Here is a 14839-nt window from a genome sequence, read left to right as displayed (position 1 = left end):
CGCGTCTTCGCCGGCCGCCGCGCTGCGCGCGTCGAGGTGTAGCGGGCCTGCCCTAGACCCCGGACACTTCGACACCCAGCGCCGCCAGTCGCTTGCGCATCGCGAGCACCGCCCGGTCCTTGCTCAGGAGCCGCGCGCGGTGCGCCACCGCGAGGTCAATGAAGATCTGGTCGTCGGGGTCGCTGCACGTGCAGGGCGCGCGCGCCGGCGCCTCGCTCACCGCCCCCACCCGGCGGTCGAAGGCCGCCAACACACTCTCGGCATCGCGGCCGTTCTGCGCCAGGCGCGCGGCGATCAGGTGATAGCCGAGCACGCGCTCGAATTCCTCGCGCATCGCCGCGGTGGCAAGCCAGCGCAGCTCGCCGGCGTCGAGGGCCGCGGCGAGCGGCAGGCAGGCGGGGTCGTCGAAGACCAGCAGGTCGAGGGCGATGTTGGTGTCGATCACGAGGGTCATGGGCAAAGCGGTGCTTTTCCTTTTGCCTCCGATCCTAAGAGCAGCGGCTCAGAAGCCCCGCAGATCGTCCACCGGCAACGGGAGCTCGGCGCCCGTGATGCGCTTGAGGGTGCGCGTGACGACGTCGAGGTCGTTGTCGAAGCCGCCATGCGCCGCGGCTTGCAGCACGGGCCGGCCTGCCGCGTCCTTCGCCACCTGGACGCGCTCGTCCTTGACCCGCTTGGTGCGGCTGTCGAGCCTGGCGGCCTTGGCAGCCTGGCGCCAGAGCGCGAGCGCCTCGCCGGTGTCGGAGGAGCCGTCCCAGCCGGAGTAGGCCTCGTCGTGGATGCGGTCCAGGCCCAGGATCGGCGTGTGCAGGTCGGGCTCGAGCGCATTGGAGACGAAGTAGAGGAGCGACTTGCGGTAGGCCGGACTGACGCTGTCTTCGCGTTCGATCTTGTCGGACAGCACATCGATGTGGAGGCGTTCCATCACGGTCGAGCTGCAGGCGTAGTGGCGGTTGGCGAAGGCCACCGAGCACGCGGGCGCATAGAGATTCACCGACGCGAGCCGGTCCCCGAGGCCGCCGTCGCGCCCGGCGCGCCGGCGCGCGGACAGCGCGCTCAGCATGTGGCCGATCGCGATCGAGCCTGCCGAATGGCCGACCAGATGAAGCTCGAACTGCGCGCCCCAGCTGCCGGCGAGCGACTGGATCGCATCGAGCAGCAGATCGCCGCCGCGGCGCTCCGCGAAGGCCATCTCGGCGTTCTCCTTCATCTCGGCCCAGAGCGGGCGCGCGAAGGGCCGCCCGATGCTCTTCTCGACGAACGGGTCGGTCCGGTCGCTGATCCATTCGCCGATGCCGGCGCCGGCCGGCTGCGGCTGGCTGCGGATGCGTTCCGAAAGGATGTTGCGGATGGATTCGAAGAGGCCGGTCTTCCAGACCAGGAACAGCGGATAGCAGCCGTTGCCGATGAAGTAGCGGCCCATGGCGCCGGCGCGCTTGATCGCCTCGTCCTCGTTGTTGAGTCCGCCGTGCACATAGAGCACCAGGCGCTTGCGCTCGCCTGCCTGCTTGCGGAACCACTCGTCCGGCAGCACGTAGGCCTGCTGCTGCAACTTGCGCGGCTGCTCGTCTTCCGTCAGGTAGCGGCTCACGCGGCCGTCGTTGCCGAGCACGATGCTGTGCTGGTAGGCCAGCGCGGTGTCCCACCACTTGCTGCGGTCGGCGGTCGAGATGCCGGCGGCGGCGCCGCTGCCGGTGCCGGCCACCGCCAGCCGGCCGGCGATCACGCCCGGCACGCCGAGCGAGGCGACCCAGGCGTCCATCGCATTGGCCAGCCAGTCGAGATAGCTGAGCACGGCGAAGCCGCCGGCACCCCACTTGTCGCCCCAGGAGTTCTGCAGGATGAAGCCTTGCGCATTGAAGCCGATCAGCGCGAAGGCATGGCCGCCTGTTTCGGAGCGCCGGCCATCGAAGGCAATGACCGGCAGGTCGGCATGGACTTTCGGTGCGGCCGAGTGCGGCAGCGCGTCCCAGCCGGAGTGCGTGAAGGCGGAGACGAAGACCGCGCGGTGCTGCGCGATCGCAGCCTGCATGTCGGTGATCGAGCTGGTGTCGATGCGATAGTAGACGCCGAGGGTGTTCTGCACGGCCCGCGTCGCGAAGCCGTACTTTGCCGGATTCGATTTCTCCGGCAGGTAAGGCCAGTCCGGCTCCAGGCAGACGCCGTGGTTGAACCAGCCCTTGAGCGCCCCGCGGCAGCTCGAGCCCTCGTAGTTCTCGCCTTCGTATTCGTCGTGCCGGCGCGCCAGCGTGTAGAGCATGCGCGGGCTCACCGAGGCCATCTGCGCCGGCAGCCCGGCCTTGACCCAGCGCAGGTAGTTGATGACGCAGCTCAGGCCGAAGCCGGTGCACGCCCCTTCGCGGCCCTGGTCGAGGATCAGGCCGGCCTTGGTGTAGGCCGGCAGGTACTCGCGCATTTCCTTCACCGGCGGGAATTCATCCGGCAGGCTGATCGCGGGCGGGTGGTAGAGGCGGTCGCGCAGGTCGGCCGCGTCCTTGCGCGTGAGCGAATCGGTCGAGCGGCGCTCGGCCGGCTGCGGCTCGGCCGGCGCAGAGGCTGCAGCGCCTCGCCTGGCGCCGCCGGCGCCCGCGCGCACCGGCGGCCAGACGGTCTTTGCGCGCTCGAACACGTCCCTGAAGCGATCGAGCCCGTGCGCGCCGCCGTTCACCAGCTTGCGGGCTTCCGCCAGGCCGTCCTTGCCGTCGATGCCGTCGTTCCTGATCGCCTGGCGGAACTTGGTCGCCCGGTCGGCCAGGAACAGCGCGAGCAGCACCGCGGCGACCTCGGGCGCGTTGGCCCTGTCGGGACTGGTGTCCAGCGGTACGCCGATGCGCTTGCCGTATTTCGTGTAGTTGTCCTTGCCGGTGAGCTGGACGAAGCCGCGGCCGCGGTAGCGCTCGCCGTCGCCGGCCTGGCTGTTGCCCAGGTCGCCGCGCGTGTCGTACTTGCTGAAGGGCGGACCACCGGGCGGCGTGTTGTATTTCGACGGCGCCTCCGCGATCGGCACGAAGCCCTCGGTCTCGGCGCGGATGGTGCCGAGCGCGCCCAGGATCATCGGGCGGTCGGTGAGCTCGGCAACGCCGAGCGCCGCTTCGATGTAGGGCAGGTAGCGCGCGATGTTGGCCGGCTTGGTGGCGGGGAAAAGACGACTCACACTGCCCACGTTGAGCGCCAGCTCGAACCTGTTCGCGTCCAGCGCGAGGAGGTCGAGCAGCAGCTGGCATCGCGGGCCGACCACGCCGTCGCCGATGAGGCCGACGCCGGCCTGCCAGCGCCGTATCGCGGCATCGAAGTCCTCGTCGATCGGGGTGTTCGATTTCTTCAGCGAGGGGAAGAGCTCCGCGTCGCCGCCCAGCGCGTTCGCGAGTGCGCGGCGCAGCCGCTCCACATCGTCGCCAACGCTTCCCTTGCTCATCAGGATGTGCATCGCAGCTCCTCGGGCGGCTGTGGTCGCCGCGCGTCGCATGGTGATGCGCGCGGATGCGGGTGTCCATTACCCGAAATGGGTAGACCTTCGGCTTAGCCTTGGGGCTATTGCATACGCCGCCTATGATTTGCACTGGCGCGGCCCTTGCGTGGGGTTGCACGCGAACGTTTCTCCAGGAAGGCTTTCCATGAAACCCGTTTCCGAACTGCTCAAGCGCCGCGATTCCGCCGCCTGGCGCATCGAACCCGGCGCGACGATGTTCGACGCGCTGGAGGCGCTGGCCCATCACGAGGTCGGCGCGCTGATGGTGATGTCGCACGACAAGCTCGTCGGCGTGATCTCCGAGCGCGACTACACGCGCAAGGTGGCCCTGCAGGGCCTGAACTCCAAGGAGGTGCTGGTGGCCGAGCTCATGACGCCCGATGTGCTGACCGTGACGCCCGCCACCCGCACGCGCGAGTGCATGACGCTGATGAGCCAGAAGCGCATCCGCCACCTGCCGGTGGTCGAGGGCGACCGGGTGGTCGGCATGATCTCGATCCGCGACCTGATGGACGACATCATCGCCGACCACGAAGAGACCATCGAGCAGCTGCGCACCTACATCCAGAGCTGAGCGCCCCGAGACGCGCAGACGCATTCGCGGGATTGAAGGGCGCCGCCGTCCGCGGCACGATTCCTCCGCGCGGCCAGTCCGCGAAGAAGGAGCTCTTCATGAACACCCTGTCGATCCAGGTCCTGGCGCTGGCATTGCCGCTGGCCCTCGCTGCGCATGTCCGCGCCGAGGCACCGAGCTTCGTCGCATCCGCATCGATACAGCAGCTCAAGCACGTCTACCTCCGGTGCGCCGAAGTATCCGCCAACGAGGTGCTGGACCACGGCACCGCGGCGCATTGCTCGCTGGTGGCCGAGGCGCTGCGGGACCGCGGCTTCGACGGCAGTTTCGAGCACATGCTGCGCTGGTGGCAGATGGCACGCCAGGCGGGCGCCGGGCGCGGACGGGAGGACGCCGAACCTGCGGCGACATCGGCGCACCTGCGCTAGTCATTCCATCGCGTCATCGCCGGATCGCCGAACTCGTCCTGGGGCCCGATCGCCAGATCGCCCGAGAGCCGATGGAAAGTAGTCGGCGCGCCATCCGCGAATTCTCGAAAGCCCGTGTGGCGCCGCCATAACGCTACCCGGCGCAGGGCCGCCCGGGCGCGCGGAAGTCACGCGACTGACATGTCGTCCAGGCGTGATGCGGCAAGCCCTCTTGGCACGAGGCCGCATTCGCAGTTCAATCGGCGCTCCTAGTCCGATGCGAGTCTTCTGACAAGAGCACTTTTGGAGGAGGTGCAAGGGCGTATGCCTTGCCACACTTCCGAAAATGGAAGGAAGTTGCCGTGACAAAGAAAATTCAGCTCAACGACGAACAGTGGAGAACCCTGCAGGCGCTGCGCGAAGCCGCCGCCCTGCGATCGCCCACCGATTCGATCAAGGTGTCCAGCCGCCTCCGGTCCAACGGCTTCGTCGCTTCGGATCAGCGGGGCACCTTTTTCCTGACCGACCAGGGCCTCAGCCGGTTGAGCCAGGGGCGCTAGGGGGCCTGTTCCCATGGGCCCCGCCGCGATCGACGACTTCGAGACCGCCGAGATCCAGACGGACGAGACCCGTATCCATGCGCGCTGGGCCGGCTCCGGCCAGCCGATCCTGCTGTTGCACGGCTTTCCGCAGACGCACCTGATGTGGCGCAGCGTGGCGCCGCTGCTGGCCCGCAACTTCACCGTGGTCTGCGCCGATCTTCGCGGCTATGGGCGAAGCGGCTGCCCGGCCTCCGCGCCCGACCATGGGCCGTATTCGAAGCGTGCCATGGCACGCGACATGGCGATCGTCATGGAACGGCTGGGATACCCGCATTTCTCCGTTGCCGGACATGACCGCGGCGGCCGTGTCGCCTACCGCATGGCACTCGACCATCCGACCCGCATCGACCGGCTTGCTGTCCTCGACATCGTGCCGACGGAAACGGTGTGGGCCCGCGCCGATGCCCGCTTTGCGCTCGGCTACTGGCCCTGGTCGCTGCTGGCCCAGCCCGAACCGCTGCCGGAGCGTCTGCTGGCCGCGGCGCCCGCTGCCGTCCTCGACGCCGCGCTCGGCGGCTGGGGCTCTCCCGCGGCGGTGTTCCCGCCGGAGGTGCGCTCGGCCTACCTGGAGACGCTGCAGGATCCCCAGCGCATCCACGCGATCTGCGAGGAGTACCGCGCGGCCGCGAGCCTCGATCGCACGCACGACCAGGTCGACCTCGCCGGCCGGCGGCGCATGGACTGCCCTGTGCTTGCGCTGTGGGGCGCGCAGGGCGCGCTCGACACCTGGTACCCCGAGGCGGGCGGGCCGCTCGCGCTCTGGCGCGCATGGGCCGAGGACGTGCAGGGCCATGCCGTCGATGCCGGCCATTTCTTCCCGGAGGAAGCGCCAGAAGCCACGGCCGAAGCCTTGACCCGCTTCTTCTCGGTGCCGGTTTCGAACCACCCGGCCGGGCCGCTTCTGCACCGCGACCCTTCCTGATCGGAAGGCGCCCTCAGACCCGGTTGCGCGCCGAACCCGCCACCATATCGAAGCGGAACAGCCGGCACTCGATCGGCCCGTTCCACATCGGCACGCGGCGCGACTCCTTCAGGCGCATGCGCTTGGGCAACTGGAGGTCGGGCGTCAGCACCCAGGCGGTCCAGCCGGCGTAGTTCTTCTTCCAGTGGCTGGCGAGCTGCACGAAGAACTCGCCGCCGTCCTCGGTCTGCGCCTCTTCGCGGCCGCCGCCCTTGCCGCGCGCTGCCGCGACACCGCCCACCTCGATGCGCTCGCCGTAAGGCGGATTCAGCACGATCACGCCCGACTCGGCCGGCGGCATGCGCTGCAACGCGTCGCCGCCCCTGAACTGCACCGCGTCGGCCACGCCCGCGCGCTCGGCATTGCGCTCGGCGAAGTCGACCATGCGGTGCGACACGTCGGAGCCGAAGATCGCCACCTCCGGTGCCGCAGCACGCTGCGATGCCTCGGCCTTGAGCCCCGACCACACATGGGCCTGGAAGGGCAGCAGTTTCTCGAAGCCGAAGCGCCTCTGCGACCCGGCGGCGATGCCGCGCGCGATCTGCGCGGCTTCGATGGCGATCGTGCCGCTGCCGCAGCAGGGGTCGTACAGCGGCTCCCCGGCGACTTCGCCGGTTTCGGGATTCCACCAGCCGCTGGCGGCCAGCATGGCGGCGGCCAGGGTTTCCTTCAGCGGCGCATCGCCCTTGTCCTGCCGCCAGCCGCGCTTGAAGAGCGGCTCGCCCGAGGTGTCGATGTAGAGCGTGCACTGGTCGGTGGCCAGGTGGGCGAACACGCGCGCGTCGGGCCACTGGGTCTCGATGCTGGGGCGCACGCCGTTCGCCTTGGCGCGGAAGCGGTCGGCGATCGCGTCCTTGATGCGCAGGGTGGCGAAGTTGAGGCTGGTGAGCGGGCTGTGCTGCGCCGTGGTCTCGATCTTGAAGGTCTGCTTGGGCGTGAACCAGATCTCCCAGGCCACGCCGCTCGCGATGGCATAGAGGTCGTTCTCGTTGCGATAGGGCGCGTGGGCCAGTTCGATCAGCACCCGCTGCGCGAGGCGGCTGTGCAGGTTGAGCTTCATGGCTTCGCGCCAGCCGGCACGCACGCGCACGCCGCCGCGCAGGGTCAGCAGGTCCTGGCCGACACGGCCGGTCAGCGCATGCACTTCTTGCGCGAGAAAGTCTTCGACGCCGGCGGCGCAGGGCAGGAAAAGGGAGAGGTCGTTCATGGCGGGATTCGAAGGCCAGTATCCCATGCGGCCCTACCGCGTTTGCGCTATCGCCACGCAAGTCCCCGGTGCGAAAATCGCCGGGTCGCGTCGCGAAGGGGCTCATATGACCACCAGCGTGCTGATTGTCGAAGACGAACCGGAGTTCATGCGCCGTTTCTCGGATGCGGTGCTGGCAGACCCCGGCCTGCAGCTCATTGCGGCGGTGGCCACCGGGCGCGCCGCGCTGGCGATGCTGGATGCGCAGGCGCCCGACGTGATGCTGGTCGACCTCGGGTTGCCCGATATCGACGGCGTCGAGGTGATCCGCCACGCGGCCCGCCATCGGCCGCAATGCGATGTGCTGGTGGTCACGATGTTCGGCGACGACCAGCACGTGCTGTCCTCGATCGAGGCCGGCGCCACCGGCTACCTGCTCAAGGACGCCGGGTCGGACCGCATCGCCGCCAGCATCCACGAGGTGCGCGCGGGCGGCTCGCCCATCAGCCCGAGCATCGCGCGCCGCGTGCTGGCGCGCTTCCGCGTGAGCGCGCAGGCGCCGGCCGCAACCCAGCCATCGGCGCGCGAGACGCCGTCTCCCTTGACCGAGCGCGAGACCGAGATCCTGCGCCTCACGGCCAAGGGCCTGAGCTTCGACACCATCGGGGAGCTGATCGACATCTCGCCGCACACCGTGGTCGCCCACGTGAAGAAGATCTACCGCAAGCTGGCCGTCCATTCGCGCGGCGAAGCGGTCTACGAAGCGAGCCAGATGGGATTGCTGTGATGCGCCGGCTGGCGGTCGCCATGCTGTTGGCGGCCTGCATGGCGGGCAGCGTCCATGCGGCATTGCAGGAGCCGCGCCAGGCATCGGTGTTCGCGGCGCCGGTGGTCCCGCGGACCCCGCCGCGGCCCGATGCGGCCTGGGAAGCGGTGGCGCTGCCCGACGACGCGGGCTACTCGCGCCCCGCGCGCGCCAAGGCGCCGGCCTGGTACCGCATCGGCTTCGACTACCCCGAGGATCCGGCGCGGCAGGCGCAGTGGGCCGTCTATGTGCCCTACTTCTACGACGGCGGCGACCTGTGGCTCAACGGCACGCTGCTCGCCGGCGTGCAGGAGAACACCGAGCAGGTCTACGCGCGCACCTACCGGCCGCAGATGGCGGTGTTTCCGGCGCCGATGCTGCGCCCCGGCCGCAACGAGCTGGCGATCCGCGTCGCGGCGCCCAAGGGCTACCCGCTGCGCTTCCCGCGCGTCGCCGTCGGACCGCAGGCCGAGATCCAGCCGCTGCACGACCGGCGGCTGTTCTGGACCCGCACCGTGCCCGAGCTCACGGTGCTGGTCTCGGTGCTGGTCGCCGGCTTCGTGGTCTTCATCTGGTGGCGCCGCCGCAGCGAGGTGCTCTACGGCCTGTTCGGCCTGGCGGCCGCGCTGTGGGCCACCCGCACCATGACCTTCCTGATCGACGCGATGCCCATGGCGCAATGGCAGTGGTGGCGCGTGATCTACCACAGCGCCACGGGCGGCTTCGTGGTCGTGATGGCGGTGTTCACGCTGCGCTATGCCGGCGTCCATCGGCTCGGACTGGAGCGCAGCCTGGTGGCTTACTGGCTGCTGGGCCCGCTCGCTTTCGCGCTCGGCGGCTTCGCGGCGGAGCCGTACGTGGCGCGCTACTGGCTGGGCGGCATGATGGCGGTCGGCCTGCTGATCATCGCGACCTCGATCGGCTATGCCCGCCGCCGCGGCACGCTGACTTCGGCCGTGCTCTCCGCCGTCATGGCCTTTGCGGTGCTGGTGGGCGTGCACGACTATCTGATCACCTGGGACCCGCGCCTGCTCGGGCGCTTCCTGCCGGAATGGGTCGGGCACCGCATCCACCTGCTGCACTTCGGCTCGAACACGCTGCTGCTTGCGATGGCGGCGCTCCTGACGGCGCGCTTCCTGCGCACGCTGCGCTCGCTCGAGGACCTGAACCGCACGCTGGAAACGCGCGTCGCGGACCGCGAGCGCGCGCTCGCCGCCAACTACGAGCGGCTGGCCGCATTGGAGCGCGAACACGCCGCCTCGGAAGAGCGCCAGCTGATCATGCGCGACCTGCACGACGGCCTGGGCTCGCAGCTCTTCACCTCGCTGTCGCGCGTGGAGCGCGGCGACATGGACGACGGCCAGATCGCCACCGCGCTGCGCAGCTGCATCGCCGACATGCGGCTCGCGCTCGACGCCCTGGCTTCCGACGAGCACAACCTCGGCGCCGCGCTCGGCAATTTCATGTTCCGCTGGGAGGCGCAGCTGATCGCCGCCGGCGTGCGCCCCCGCTGGGACATCGACCTGCCCGACGATGCGATGACCTTGTCGCCGCACGCCGCGCTGCAATTGCTGCGGGTGGCGCAGGAGGCCTTGACCAATGTGCTCAAGCACGCGCGGGCCACGCGGGTCGAGGTGCGGCTGCGCCAGATCGGCGACATGCTCGAGATGGAAGTCGAGGACGACGGCCGCGGGCTGGGCATGGTCCCGCCGCGGCAGGGCCACGGACTCGGCAACATGCGCACGCGCGCCCGGCGGCTCGGCGGCGAGCTCGAGATGCGATCGGGTGCCAGCGGGACCTGCGTCGTGCTGCGGCTGCCGATGACCGCACCGGTCGCCTGAGCGCCGTCGCGCGGCCCCTCCCGCGAACGCGGGATCCCGAACGCGAAGGCGGCATTTTCCGCGCGCGGCTTCCTGCCTAGATTGCATGCACACGCCTTCATCGCGTGCCATCCGAAGGAAGGAAGGACCGTCATGCAGCTCCAATCCCACGCAGCGTCCAGATACCGGCTCTCGGCGCTCGCCGCAAACAGCCGGAAGAAAAGCCGCATGCCCCGGCTGCTGCTCGGTTCGGTGGTCATGGCCGCGATCCTGCTCGCCGGCCTGGCGCTGCTCGGCCACTGGCAAGCCGAGGCCAGTGGCGCCGCGACGCAGCGCCAGGCCTGGCCTGCGGCCGCCTATCGCAGCAGCGACCCCTCGGTGCCCGCCGCGAGCGAGGTGCTGACCGACCGCGCCCCGGAACCAGCCGATCACGTGCCGGCCTTCTGACCGTCATGAACAACCAGCTCGCCTCCGACAAGGAAGAGGGCGACGCGCCCTGGCTCGTGGTGCCCTTCGTGCTGATGCTGGTGCTGGGCCTCGGCCTGCTGCTGATCGCGCGCTGGAGTCTCGGATAGGCGATTGCGGGGGCGATATGCTCCGGGCATGCCCGCCGAGCCGCTGAATCCCCCGGTCGCCCACATCCCTGCCGATGCTGCGCGCTACGGCGCGGTTGCCATGGGGCTGCACTGGCTGCTGGCGCTGCTGATCGTGGTCGCCTTCAGCGTCGGCCTCTACATGAGCGGCCTGCCCTTCTCGCCGATGCGGCTCAAGCTCATCAACTGGCACAAGTGGGCCGGCATCACGATCCTGACGCTCTCGGCCCTGCGCCTGCTGTGGCGCCTTTCGCATTCGCCGCCGCCGCTGCCGGCCCGCATCCTGGAGGCGATGCCGGGCTGGCAGCTCGTCGCGCACCGCGGCACGCATCTGCTGCTGTATTTGCTGTTCTTCACGGTGCCGCTGTTCGGCTGGGCCTACAGCTCGGCGCTGGGCATTCCGATCGTCTGGTTCGGCGTCGTCCCGCTGCCCGACCTGGTGCCGGTGGACAAGGACTTCGCCGACGCGGTGCTGAAGCCGCTGCACAAGGGCAGCGCCTACACGCTGGCCGCCCTGGTGCTGATGCATGCGGCGGCGGCGCTCAAGCATCAACTCATCGATCGCGACGGCCTGCTCGATCGCATGTGGCCAAAATGAAGCTCTTCCCCAGGCTTGCCTACTTCGTCGCCATGATCGCCATCGCAGGGCTGGCGAGCGCCGTGGAGCCGATGGCGAAGCTGGTCCCCGGCTACGGCCAGATCGTCTTCGTCACCAAGCAGATGGGCGTGCCGGTCGAAGGCGCGTTCAAGAAGTTCGACGCCCAGATCGCCTTCGACCCGCAGAAGCCCGAGGGCGGCACGGTCGCCCTGCAGATCGACATGGGCAGCGCCACCCTCGGCGTGCCGCAAAGCGACGCCGAGCTGCCCAAGGCGCCGTGGTTCGACACCACGCGATTTCCCAAGGCCAGTTTCCAATCGAGCAAGATCAAGACCCTCGGCGGCGGGCGCTTCGAAATCGCAGGCAGGCTCACGATCAAGGGCACCACCCAGGATCTCGTGGTGCCGGTCGCGATCACGCAATCCGCGGGTCAGTCGGTGGCGACGGGAAGCTTTACGATCCAGCGCCTCGCATTCAAGATCGGCGAAGGCGAATGGACCGACACCTCGATGGTCGGCGACGACGTGCAGGTGCGTTTCAAGCTCGTGCTGACGGGCCTGCGTCCGCTTTGACCCTGACCTTCTTTCATTCTTTCATCGTCCTATTCGAAAGCTCGTCATGATCAAGTCCATTGCTGTCGTTGCGCTCGCGGCTGCAGCGAGCGTCGCCGCCGCACAGCAGGCACCGGAGTTGCCCGCCCTGCCGGCAGGAGGTCCGGTCAAGGGCGCCAGCTACGTGGTCGACCCGACCCACACCTTCGTGATGTACGAGATGGGCCACTACGGCACCACCACCAACCGCGGGCGCTTCAGCACCAAGGACGGCACGGTCAGGATCGACGCCTCGGGCAAGAGCGGCAAGATCGACATCACGATGGACATCGGCTCCATCAACACCGGCGTCGATCTGCTCAACCGTCATGTGATGAGCAAGGACTTCTTCAACGTCGCGGAGTTTCCGACCGGCCGCTTCGTGGCCGACAAGATCGACTTCAACGGCGACAAGGTGGTCGAGGTCGACGGCACGCTCACGCTGATGGGCCAGACCCGGCCCGTCAAGCTCAAGGCCAACCGCTTCGGCTGCTACCTGAGCCCGCTGATCAAGCGCCAGGTCTGCGGCGGCGACTTCGAGACCGTCGTGGAGCGCAGCGACTGGGGCATCACCTGGGGCATCAACTTCGGCTTCGAGAACAAGGTGCGGCTCCTAGTGCAGGTGGAAGCGGTCAACATCACGGACCGGCCGAGCTAGGGCCTGCTAACGCTATTTGCGGGGTCGCGAAGGCATGCCAGGGCGGGCCAATCAAGGCGCGCGACGCGGTGCGTGCGTCGGCACGCACAAGGAGCGCAACGCCGAGTGGCGCGCCCTGGCATGCCTTCCCTTCGGGCTGCCCAGCCAAGGGGCCGTCTGCGGCGTTGCCCGCGCTTGCAAGGCGAAAGCCTTGCTGCGCACGGACGCCTTGCATCCAGCCCCTTGGCTGGACAACGCGATCCCCGCAAATAGCGTTAACGGGCCCTAGGGCGCGATCGCTTCTTCGCTGCCGGTGCGAGGGCCAGCTCGAACTGTTCGAGCGCTTGAGGATGTCCACCTGTCCCCTGGCGCAACTGAAGGCTCCCGGGCGTTCCTTGAAGAAGGCGGCCGGCAGACGCAGCGCGTTGCTTGAGTTCGGCGTACTGCGTCCTAAAAGCCAACTTCATGCATGCGGTACATGGCGTGCTGGACAGGCATCGATTCTTACCCCACAAAACTGAATTTTGTGCGGTGAGTCACGTTCCTGCCTTGGGCGCCAGCGCCGCAACATTCAGAAACAAGCTTCACAGAGCAGGCGGGTCCTGCTTTACGCGGGCCGGGTGCAATGACCCCCAACGGCACTTCATGCCTTCAGGAGTTTCTTCATGAACATCGCGCACACCCGTTTCTCCAAGTGGATCGCCGCCGGCGCCCTCTCCGCCGCAGCCGTGCTGGGCGCTACGTCCGCCAGCGCCAGGGACCTGGCCGTCTCGGTGGGCATCCATGTGCCGGGTGTGGCCGTCGGCATCGCCAGCCCGGTCCACTATGCCCCGGCGCCGGTCTACTACGACCCGCCGCCGCGGCACTACCGCCCGGCCCCCGTGTATGACTACCACCGCCCGCCGCCGCGGCACTTCTACCGCCATGAATACCGCGACGAGTACCGGCACGGTCATCGCCATCACTACCGTCATGACCGCCACGATCGTCATGACCGCCATGACCGTTATCGCTACTGACGAGGTCTAGAGCAGGCTCTCCGGCGCCAGCGGCGCCAGCAGTTCGAGCATCAGGTGGTCCCAGAAGCCCGCATCGGGCTCGCTGGTGAGCACCTGCTCGACGCCGGCCTCCTCGCTCACCCACTCCATTCTCTCGGTGCCGGGCGCGAAGCGCACCTTGTAGGCGCCCTGCTGCTTGAGCACCTCGACCAGCTTCAGCACCTGCTGCGCCATCTCGCGGCTGAAAATGAAGAGGCCGATCTCCGTGTTGTGCACTTCCGAGCGCGGGTCGAAGTTCATCGATCCGACGAACAGCGTGCGCCCGTCGATCACGGCCGACTTGGCGTGCAGGCGGCCGATCTGCGTGCCGAACAGGCCCAGGCGCACGCTGCGCCGCGTGCGCACCGAGCTCAGTTCGTGGATCTCGGCGCCGAGGCGCAGCATGTCGGCACGATAGCGGCGGTAGCCGGTGTGGACCACGGGCTCGTCGGTGGCGGCCAGCGAGTTGGTGACAACGCTGATCTTCATGCCGCGCCGGCGGATCTCGCGCAGCACCTCCAGCCCCTCCTTGCCGGGGATCAGGTAGGGCGACACCAGCGTCACGTCGGAACGCCCGCGCCGCATCTGCTCGACCACGTTGTAGCGCACGCTGTCGACATCGAGCAGCGGCACGCCGCCGTAAGTGACCTGCTTGCCGATCACGCGGTCGGGCGAATCGGCGTATGCCTCGGCGGTGGTCCAGATGAGGTCGAGCTTGCCGGCGTTGAGGTTCTCGACGATGGGGCTGTAGCCCAGCAGGTCGTTGGGCGCCGGCGGTCGCGGCACCGGAGTGGTGGCCGGGGCGGTCAGCTCCTCGAAGCGCCGCTGCCGTTCCTCGCGCGCGAGCGTGGGCGCGACCACGGTTTCGATCGGCCGCACGTGCTCGCTGTTCCAGTACAGGTCGAACAGGCTGGAAAGGCGCGGGATCAGCGCGCCGGCGACGAAGGTGTCGAGGTCGATGAAGTTCGCGCCGGCCGTCTGCGTGAAGTACGGGTTGCCGATGTTGCGCCCGCCGGCCACCGCCATCGCGCCGTCGGCGATGAAGAGCTTGTTGTGCATGCGCCGGTTGACGCGACTGAAGTCGAAGAGCGAGGCCGAGAAGCGCCTGAGCATGCTGCCGCGCCCGGCCGGAAACGGGTTGAAGAGCCGCAGTTCCAGGTTGGGCGTCGCGGCCAGCGCGAGCAGCAACTCGTCCTCGCCTGCGGTGTAGAGATCGTCCATCAGGAGCCGCACGCGCACGCCGCGCTGCGCCGCGTCGCGCAGCGTGCGCAGCAGGTAGCGGCCGGTCTCGTCGTTGTCGATCTGGTAGTACTGCACGTCGAGCGTGCGCTCGGCGCGGCGGGCGAGCTCGAGCCGCGTGTTGAGCGCGAAGTCGCCGCTGGGCATGAGCCGGAAGCCGCTCAAGTCCGCATCCGGCTGCGAGGCCTTGGCGATGCGGCCCAGCGCGGTGTCGGTGGACAAGAGCATCGCCTTGGAGGGCGTGCGGTCGAATTCGGCCGGCAGCATCGCGCAGCCGCTGGCCAGCAGGAGCATCGCGGTCAAGGCCAAGCCCAGGCGCCT

The 14839-nt window shown here is 68.8% G+C and carries 16 protein-coding genes; 12 read left to right on the top strand and 4 right to left on the bottom strand.

Annotation, left to right across the window (positions count from 1 at the left end):
• Positions 1–52: 52 nt before the first annotated feature.
• The gene (locus tag AC3A6B_RS04810) at positions 53–454 is read right to left on the bottom strand and encodes a PIN domain-containing protein (protein ID WP_487835617.1); all 402 of its coding nucleotides are present in this window, start codon (positions 452–454) and stop codon (positions 53–55) included.
• 48 nt (positions 455–502) lie between these two features.
• On the bottom strand, positions 503–3415 hold the full coding sequence (locus AC3A6B_RS04805) for a C1 family peptidase (protein ID WP_487835616.1): 2913 nt from the start codon (positions 3413–3415) through the stop codon (positions 503–505).
• A 199-nt stretch (positions 3416–3614) separates the two neighbouring features.
• On the opposite strand from AC3A6B_RS04805, the gene AC3A6B_RS04800 reads away from it, so the two are divergent.
• From AC3A6B_RS04800 to AC3A6B_RS04785, 4 genes are all read left to right on the top strand, one after another.
• A complete protein-coding gene (locus AC3A6B_RS04800) occupies positions 3615–4043 on the top strand; it encodes a CBS domain-containing protein (RefSeq protein ID WP_487835615.1) in 429 nt (142 codons plus the stop codon).
• 98 nt (positions 4044–4141) lie between these two features.
• On the top strand, positions 4142–4471 hold the full coding sequence (locus AC3A6B_RS04795) for a hypothetical protein (protein ID WP_487835614.1): 330 nt from the start codon (positions 4142–4144) through the stop codon (positions 4469–4471).
• Positions 4472–4812: 341 nt separating this feature from the next.
• Positions 4813–5010 carry a hypothetical protein gene (locus AC3A6B_RS04790; RefSeq protein WP_487835613.1) on the top strand — a complete coding sequence of 66 codons (198 nt, stop codon included), beginning with the start codon at positions 4813–4815 and terminating at the stop codon, positions 5008–5010.
• 13 nt (positions 5011–5023) lie between these two features.
• Positions 5024–5974 carry an alpha/beta fold hydrolase gene (locus tag AC3A6B_RS04785; protein WP_487835612.1) on the top strand — a complete coding sequence of 317 codons (951 nt, stop codon included), beginning with the start codon at positions 5024–5026 and terminating at the stop codon, positions 5972–5974.
• 13 nt (positions 5975–5987) lie between these two features.
• Here AC3A6B_RS04785 and AC3A6B_RS04780 read toward each other — a convergent pair whose 3' ends face one another.
• Positions 5988–7220 (bottom strand): THUMP domain-containing class I SAM-dependent RNA methyltransferase, encoded by a 1233-nt coding sequence (locus AC3A6B_RS04780; RefSeq protein WP_487835611.1) that lies wholly within the window; start codon positions 7218–7220, stop codon positions 5988–5990.
• A gap of 106 nt (positions 7221–7326) precedes the next feature.
• On the opposite strand from AC3A6B_RS04780, the gene AC3A6B_RS04775 reads away from it, so the two are divergent.
• From AC3A6B_RS04775 to AC3A6B_RS04740, 8 genes are all read left to right on the top strand, one after another.
• Positions 7327–7986: a response regulator gene (locus AC3A6B_RS04775; protein WP_487835610.1), complete on the top strand. Its 660-nt coding sequence runs from the start codon at positions 7327–7329 to the stop codon at positions 7984–7986.
• Complete coding sequence (locus AC3A6B_RS04770; RefSeq protein WP_487835609.1) at positions 7986–9845, top strand: sensor histidine kinase; 1860 nt, start codon at positions 7986–7988, stop codon at positions 9843–9845. Before AC3A6B_RS04775 ends, AC3A6B_RS04770 begins: the two co-directional genes overlap by 1 nt.
• 132 nt (positions 9846–9977) lie before the next feature.
• Positions 9978–10271: a hypothetical protein gene (locus AC3A6B_RS04765; protein WP_487835608.1), complete on the top strand. Its 294-nt coding sequence runs from the start codon at positions 9978–9980 to the stop codon at positions 10269–10271.
• A gap of 5 nt (positions 10272–10276) precedes the next feature.
• Positions 10277–10399: a hypothetical protein gene (locus tag AC3A6B_RS04760; protein WP_487835607.1), complete on the top strand. Its 123-nt coding sequence runs from the start codon at positions 10277–10279 to the stop codon at positions 10397–10399.
• A gap of 28 nt (positions 10400–10427) precedes the next feature.
• Positions 10428–11015, top strand: a complete 588-nt coding sequence (locus tag AC3A6B_RS04755; RefSeq protein WP_487835606.1) for a cytochrome b — start codon at positions 10428–10430, stop codon at positions 11013–11015.
• On the top strand, positions 11012–11587 hold the full coding sequence (locus AC3A6B_RS04750; RefSeq protein WP_487835605.1) for a YceI family protein: 576 nt from the start codon (positions 11012–11014) through the stop codon (positions 11585–11587). The genes AC3A6B_RS04755 and AC3A6B_RS04750 overlap by 4 nt, the downstream gene beginning before the upstream one ends.
• Positions 11588–11633: 46 nt before the next feature.
• Positions 11634–12263, top strand: a complete 630-nt coding sequence (locus tag AC3A6B_RS04745) for a YceI family protein (RefSeq protein WP_487835604.1) — start codon at positions 11634–11636, stop codon at positions 12261–12263.
• 644 nt (positions 12264–12907) lie between these two features.
• Entirely contained in the window at positions 12908–13261 is a 354-nt protein-coding gene (locus tag AC3A6B_RS04740) for a hypothetical protein (protein WP_487835603.1), read from the top strand.
• 6 nt (positions 13262–13267) lie between these two features.
• Here the strand turns inward: AC3A6B_RS04740 and AC3A6B_RS04735 are convergent, their stop codons facing one another.
• A complete protein-coding gene (locus AC3A6B_RS04735) occupies positions 13268–14812 on the bottom strand; it encodes a phospholipase D family protein (protein ID WP_487835720.1) in 1545 nt (514 codons plus the stop codon).
• Between the last annotated feature and the right edge of the window lie 27 nt (positions 14813–14839).

Source organism: Variovorax sp. Soil_C_33 (assembly GCF_057656935.1).
The sequence above is the reverse complement of the archived record's forward strand: the minus strand, read 5'-3'. Positions and strand labels throughout refer to the sequence as shown.

What these genes read in the sequence shown, in the direction of transcription:
- AC3A6B_RS04770 (WP_487835609.1), top strand. Translation starts at nt 7,986, where the DNA reads ATGCGCCGGCTGGCGGTCGCCATGCTGTTGGCGGCCTGCATGGCGGGC.
- AC3A6B_RS04800 (WP_487835615.1), top strand. Translation starts at nt 3,615, where the DNA reads ATGAAACCCGTTTCCGAACTGCTCAAGCGCCGCGATTCCGCCGCCTGG.
- AC3A6B_RS04795 (WP_487835614.1), top strand. Translation starts at nt 4,142, where the DNA reads ATGAACACCCTGTCGATCCAGGTCCTGGCGCTGGCATTGCCGCTGGCC.
- AC3A6B_RS04810 (WP_487835617.1), bottom strand. Translation starts at nt 454, where the DNA reads ATGACCCTCGTGATCGACACCAACATCGCCCTCGACCTGCTGGTCTTC.
- AC3A6B_RS04805 (WP_487835616.1), bottom strand. Translation starts at nt 3,415, where the DNA reads ATGAGCAAGGGAAGCGTTGGCGACGATGTGGAGCGGCTGCGCCGCGCA.
- AC3A6B_RS04735 (WP_487835720.1), bottom strand. Translation starts at nt 14,812, where the DNA reads ATGCTCCTGCTGGCCAGCGGCTGCGCGATGCTGCCGGCCGAATTCGAC.
- AC3A6B_RS04750 (WP_487835605.1), top strand. Translation starts at nt 11,012, where the DNA reads ATGAAGCTCTTCCCCAGGCTTGCCTACTTCGTCGCCATGATCGCCATC.
- AC3A6B_RS04755 (WP_487835606.1), top strand. Translation starts at nt 10,428, where the DNA reads ATGCCCGCCGAGCCGCTGAATCCCCCGGTCGCCCACATCCCTGCCGAT.
- AC3A6B_RS04765 (WP_487835608.1), top strand. Translation starts at nt 9,978, where the DNA reads ATGCAGCTCCAATCCCACGCAGCGTCCAGATACCGGCTCTCGGCGCTC.
- AC3A6B_RS04780 (WP_487835611.1), bottom strand. Translation starts at nt 7,220, where the DNA reads ATGAACGACCTCTCCCTTTTCCTGCCCTGCGCCGCCGGCGTCGAAGAC.
- AC3A6B_RS04760 (WP_487835607.1), top strand. Translation starts at nt 10,277, where the DNA reads ATGAACAACCAGCTCGCCTCCGACAAGGAAGAGGGCGACGCGCCCTGG.
- AC3A6B_RS04775 (WP_487835610.1), top strand. Translation starts at nt 7,327, where the DNA reads ATGACCACCAGCGTGCTGATTGTCGAAGACGAACCGGAGTTCATGCGC.
- AC3A6B_RS04785 (WP_487835612.1), top strand. Translation starts at nt 5,024, where the DNA reads ATGGGCCCCGCCGCGATCGACGACTTCGAGACCGCCGAGATCCAGACG.
- AC3A6B_RS04745 (WP_487835604.1), top strand. Translation starts at nt 11,634, where the DNA reads ATGATCAAGTCCATTGCTGTCGTTGCGCTCGCGGCTGCAGCGAGCGTC.
- AC3A6B_RS04740 (WP_487835603.1), top strand. Translation starts at nt 12,908, where the DNA reads ATGAACATCGCGCACACCCGTTTCTCCAAGTGGATCGCCGCCGGCGCC.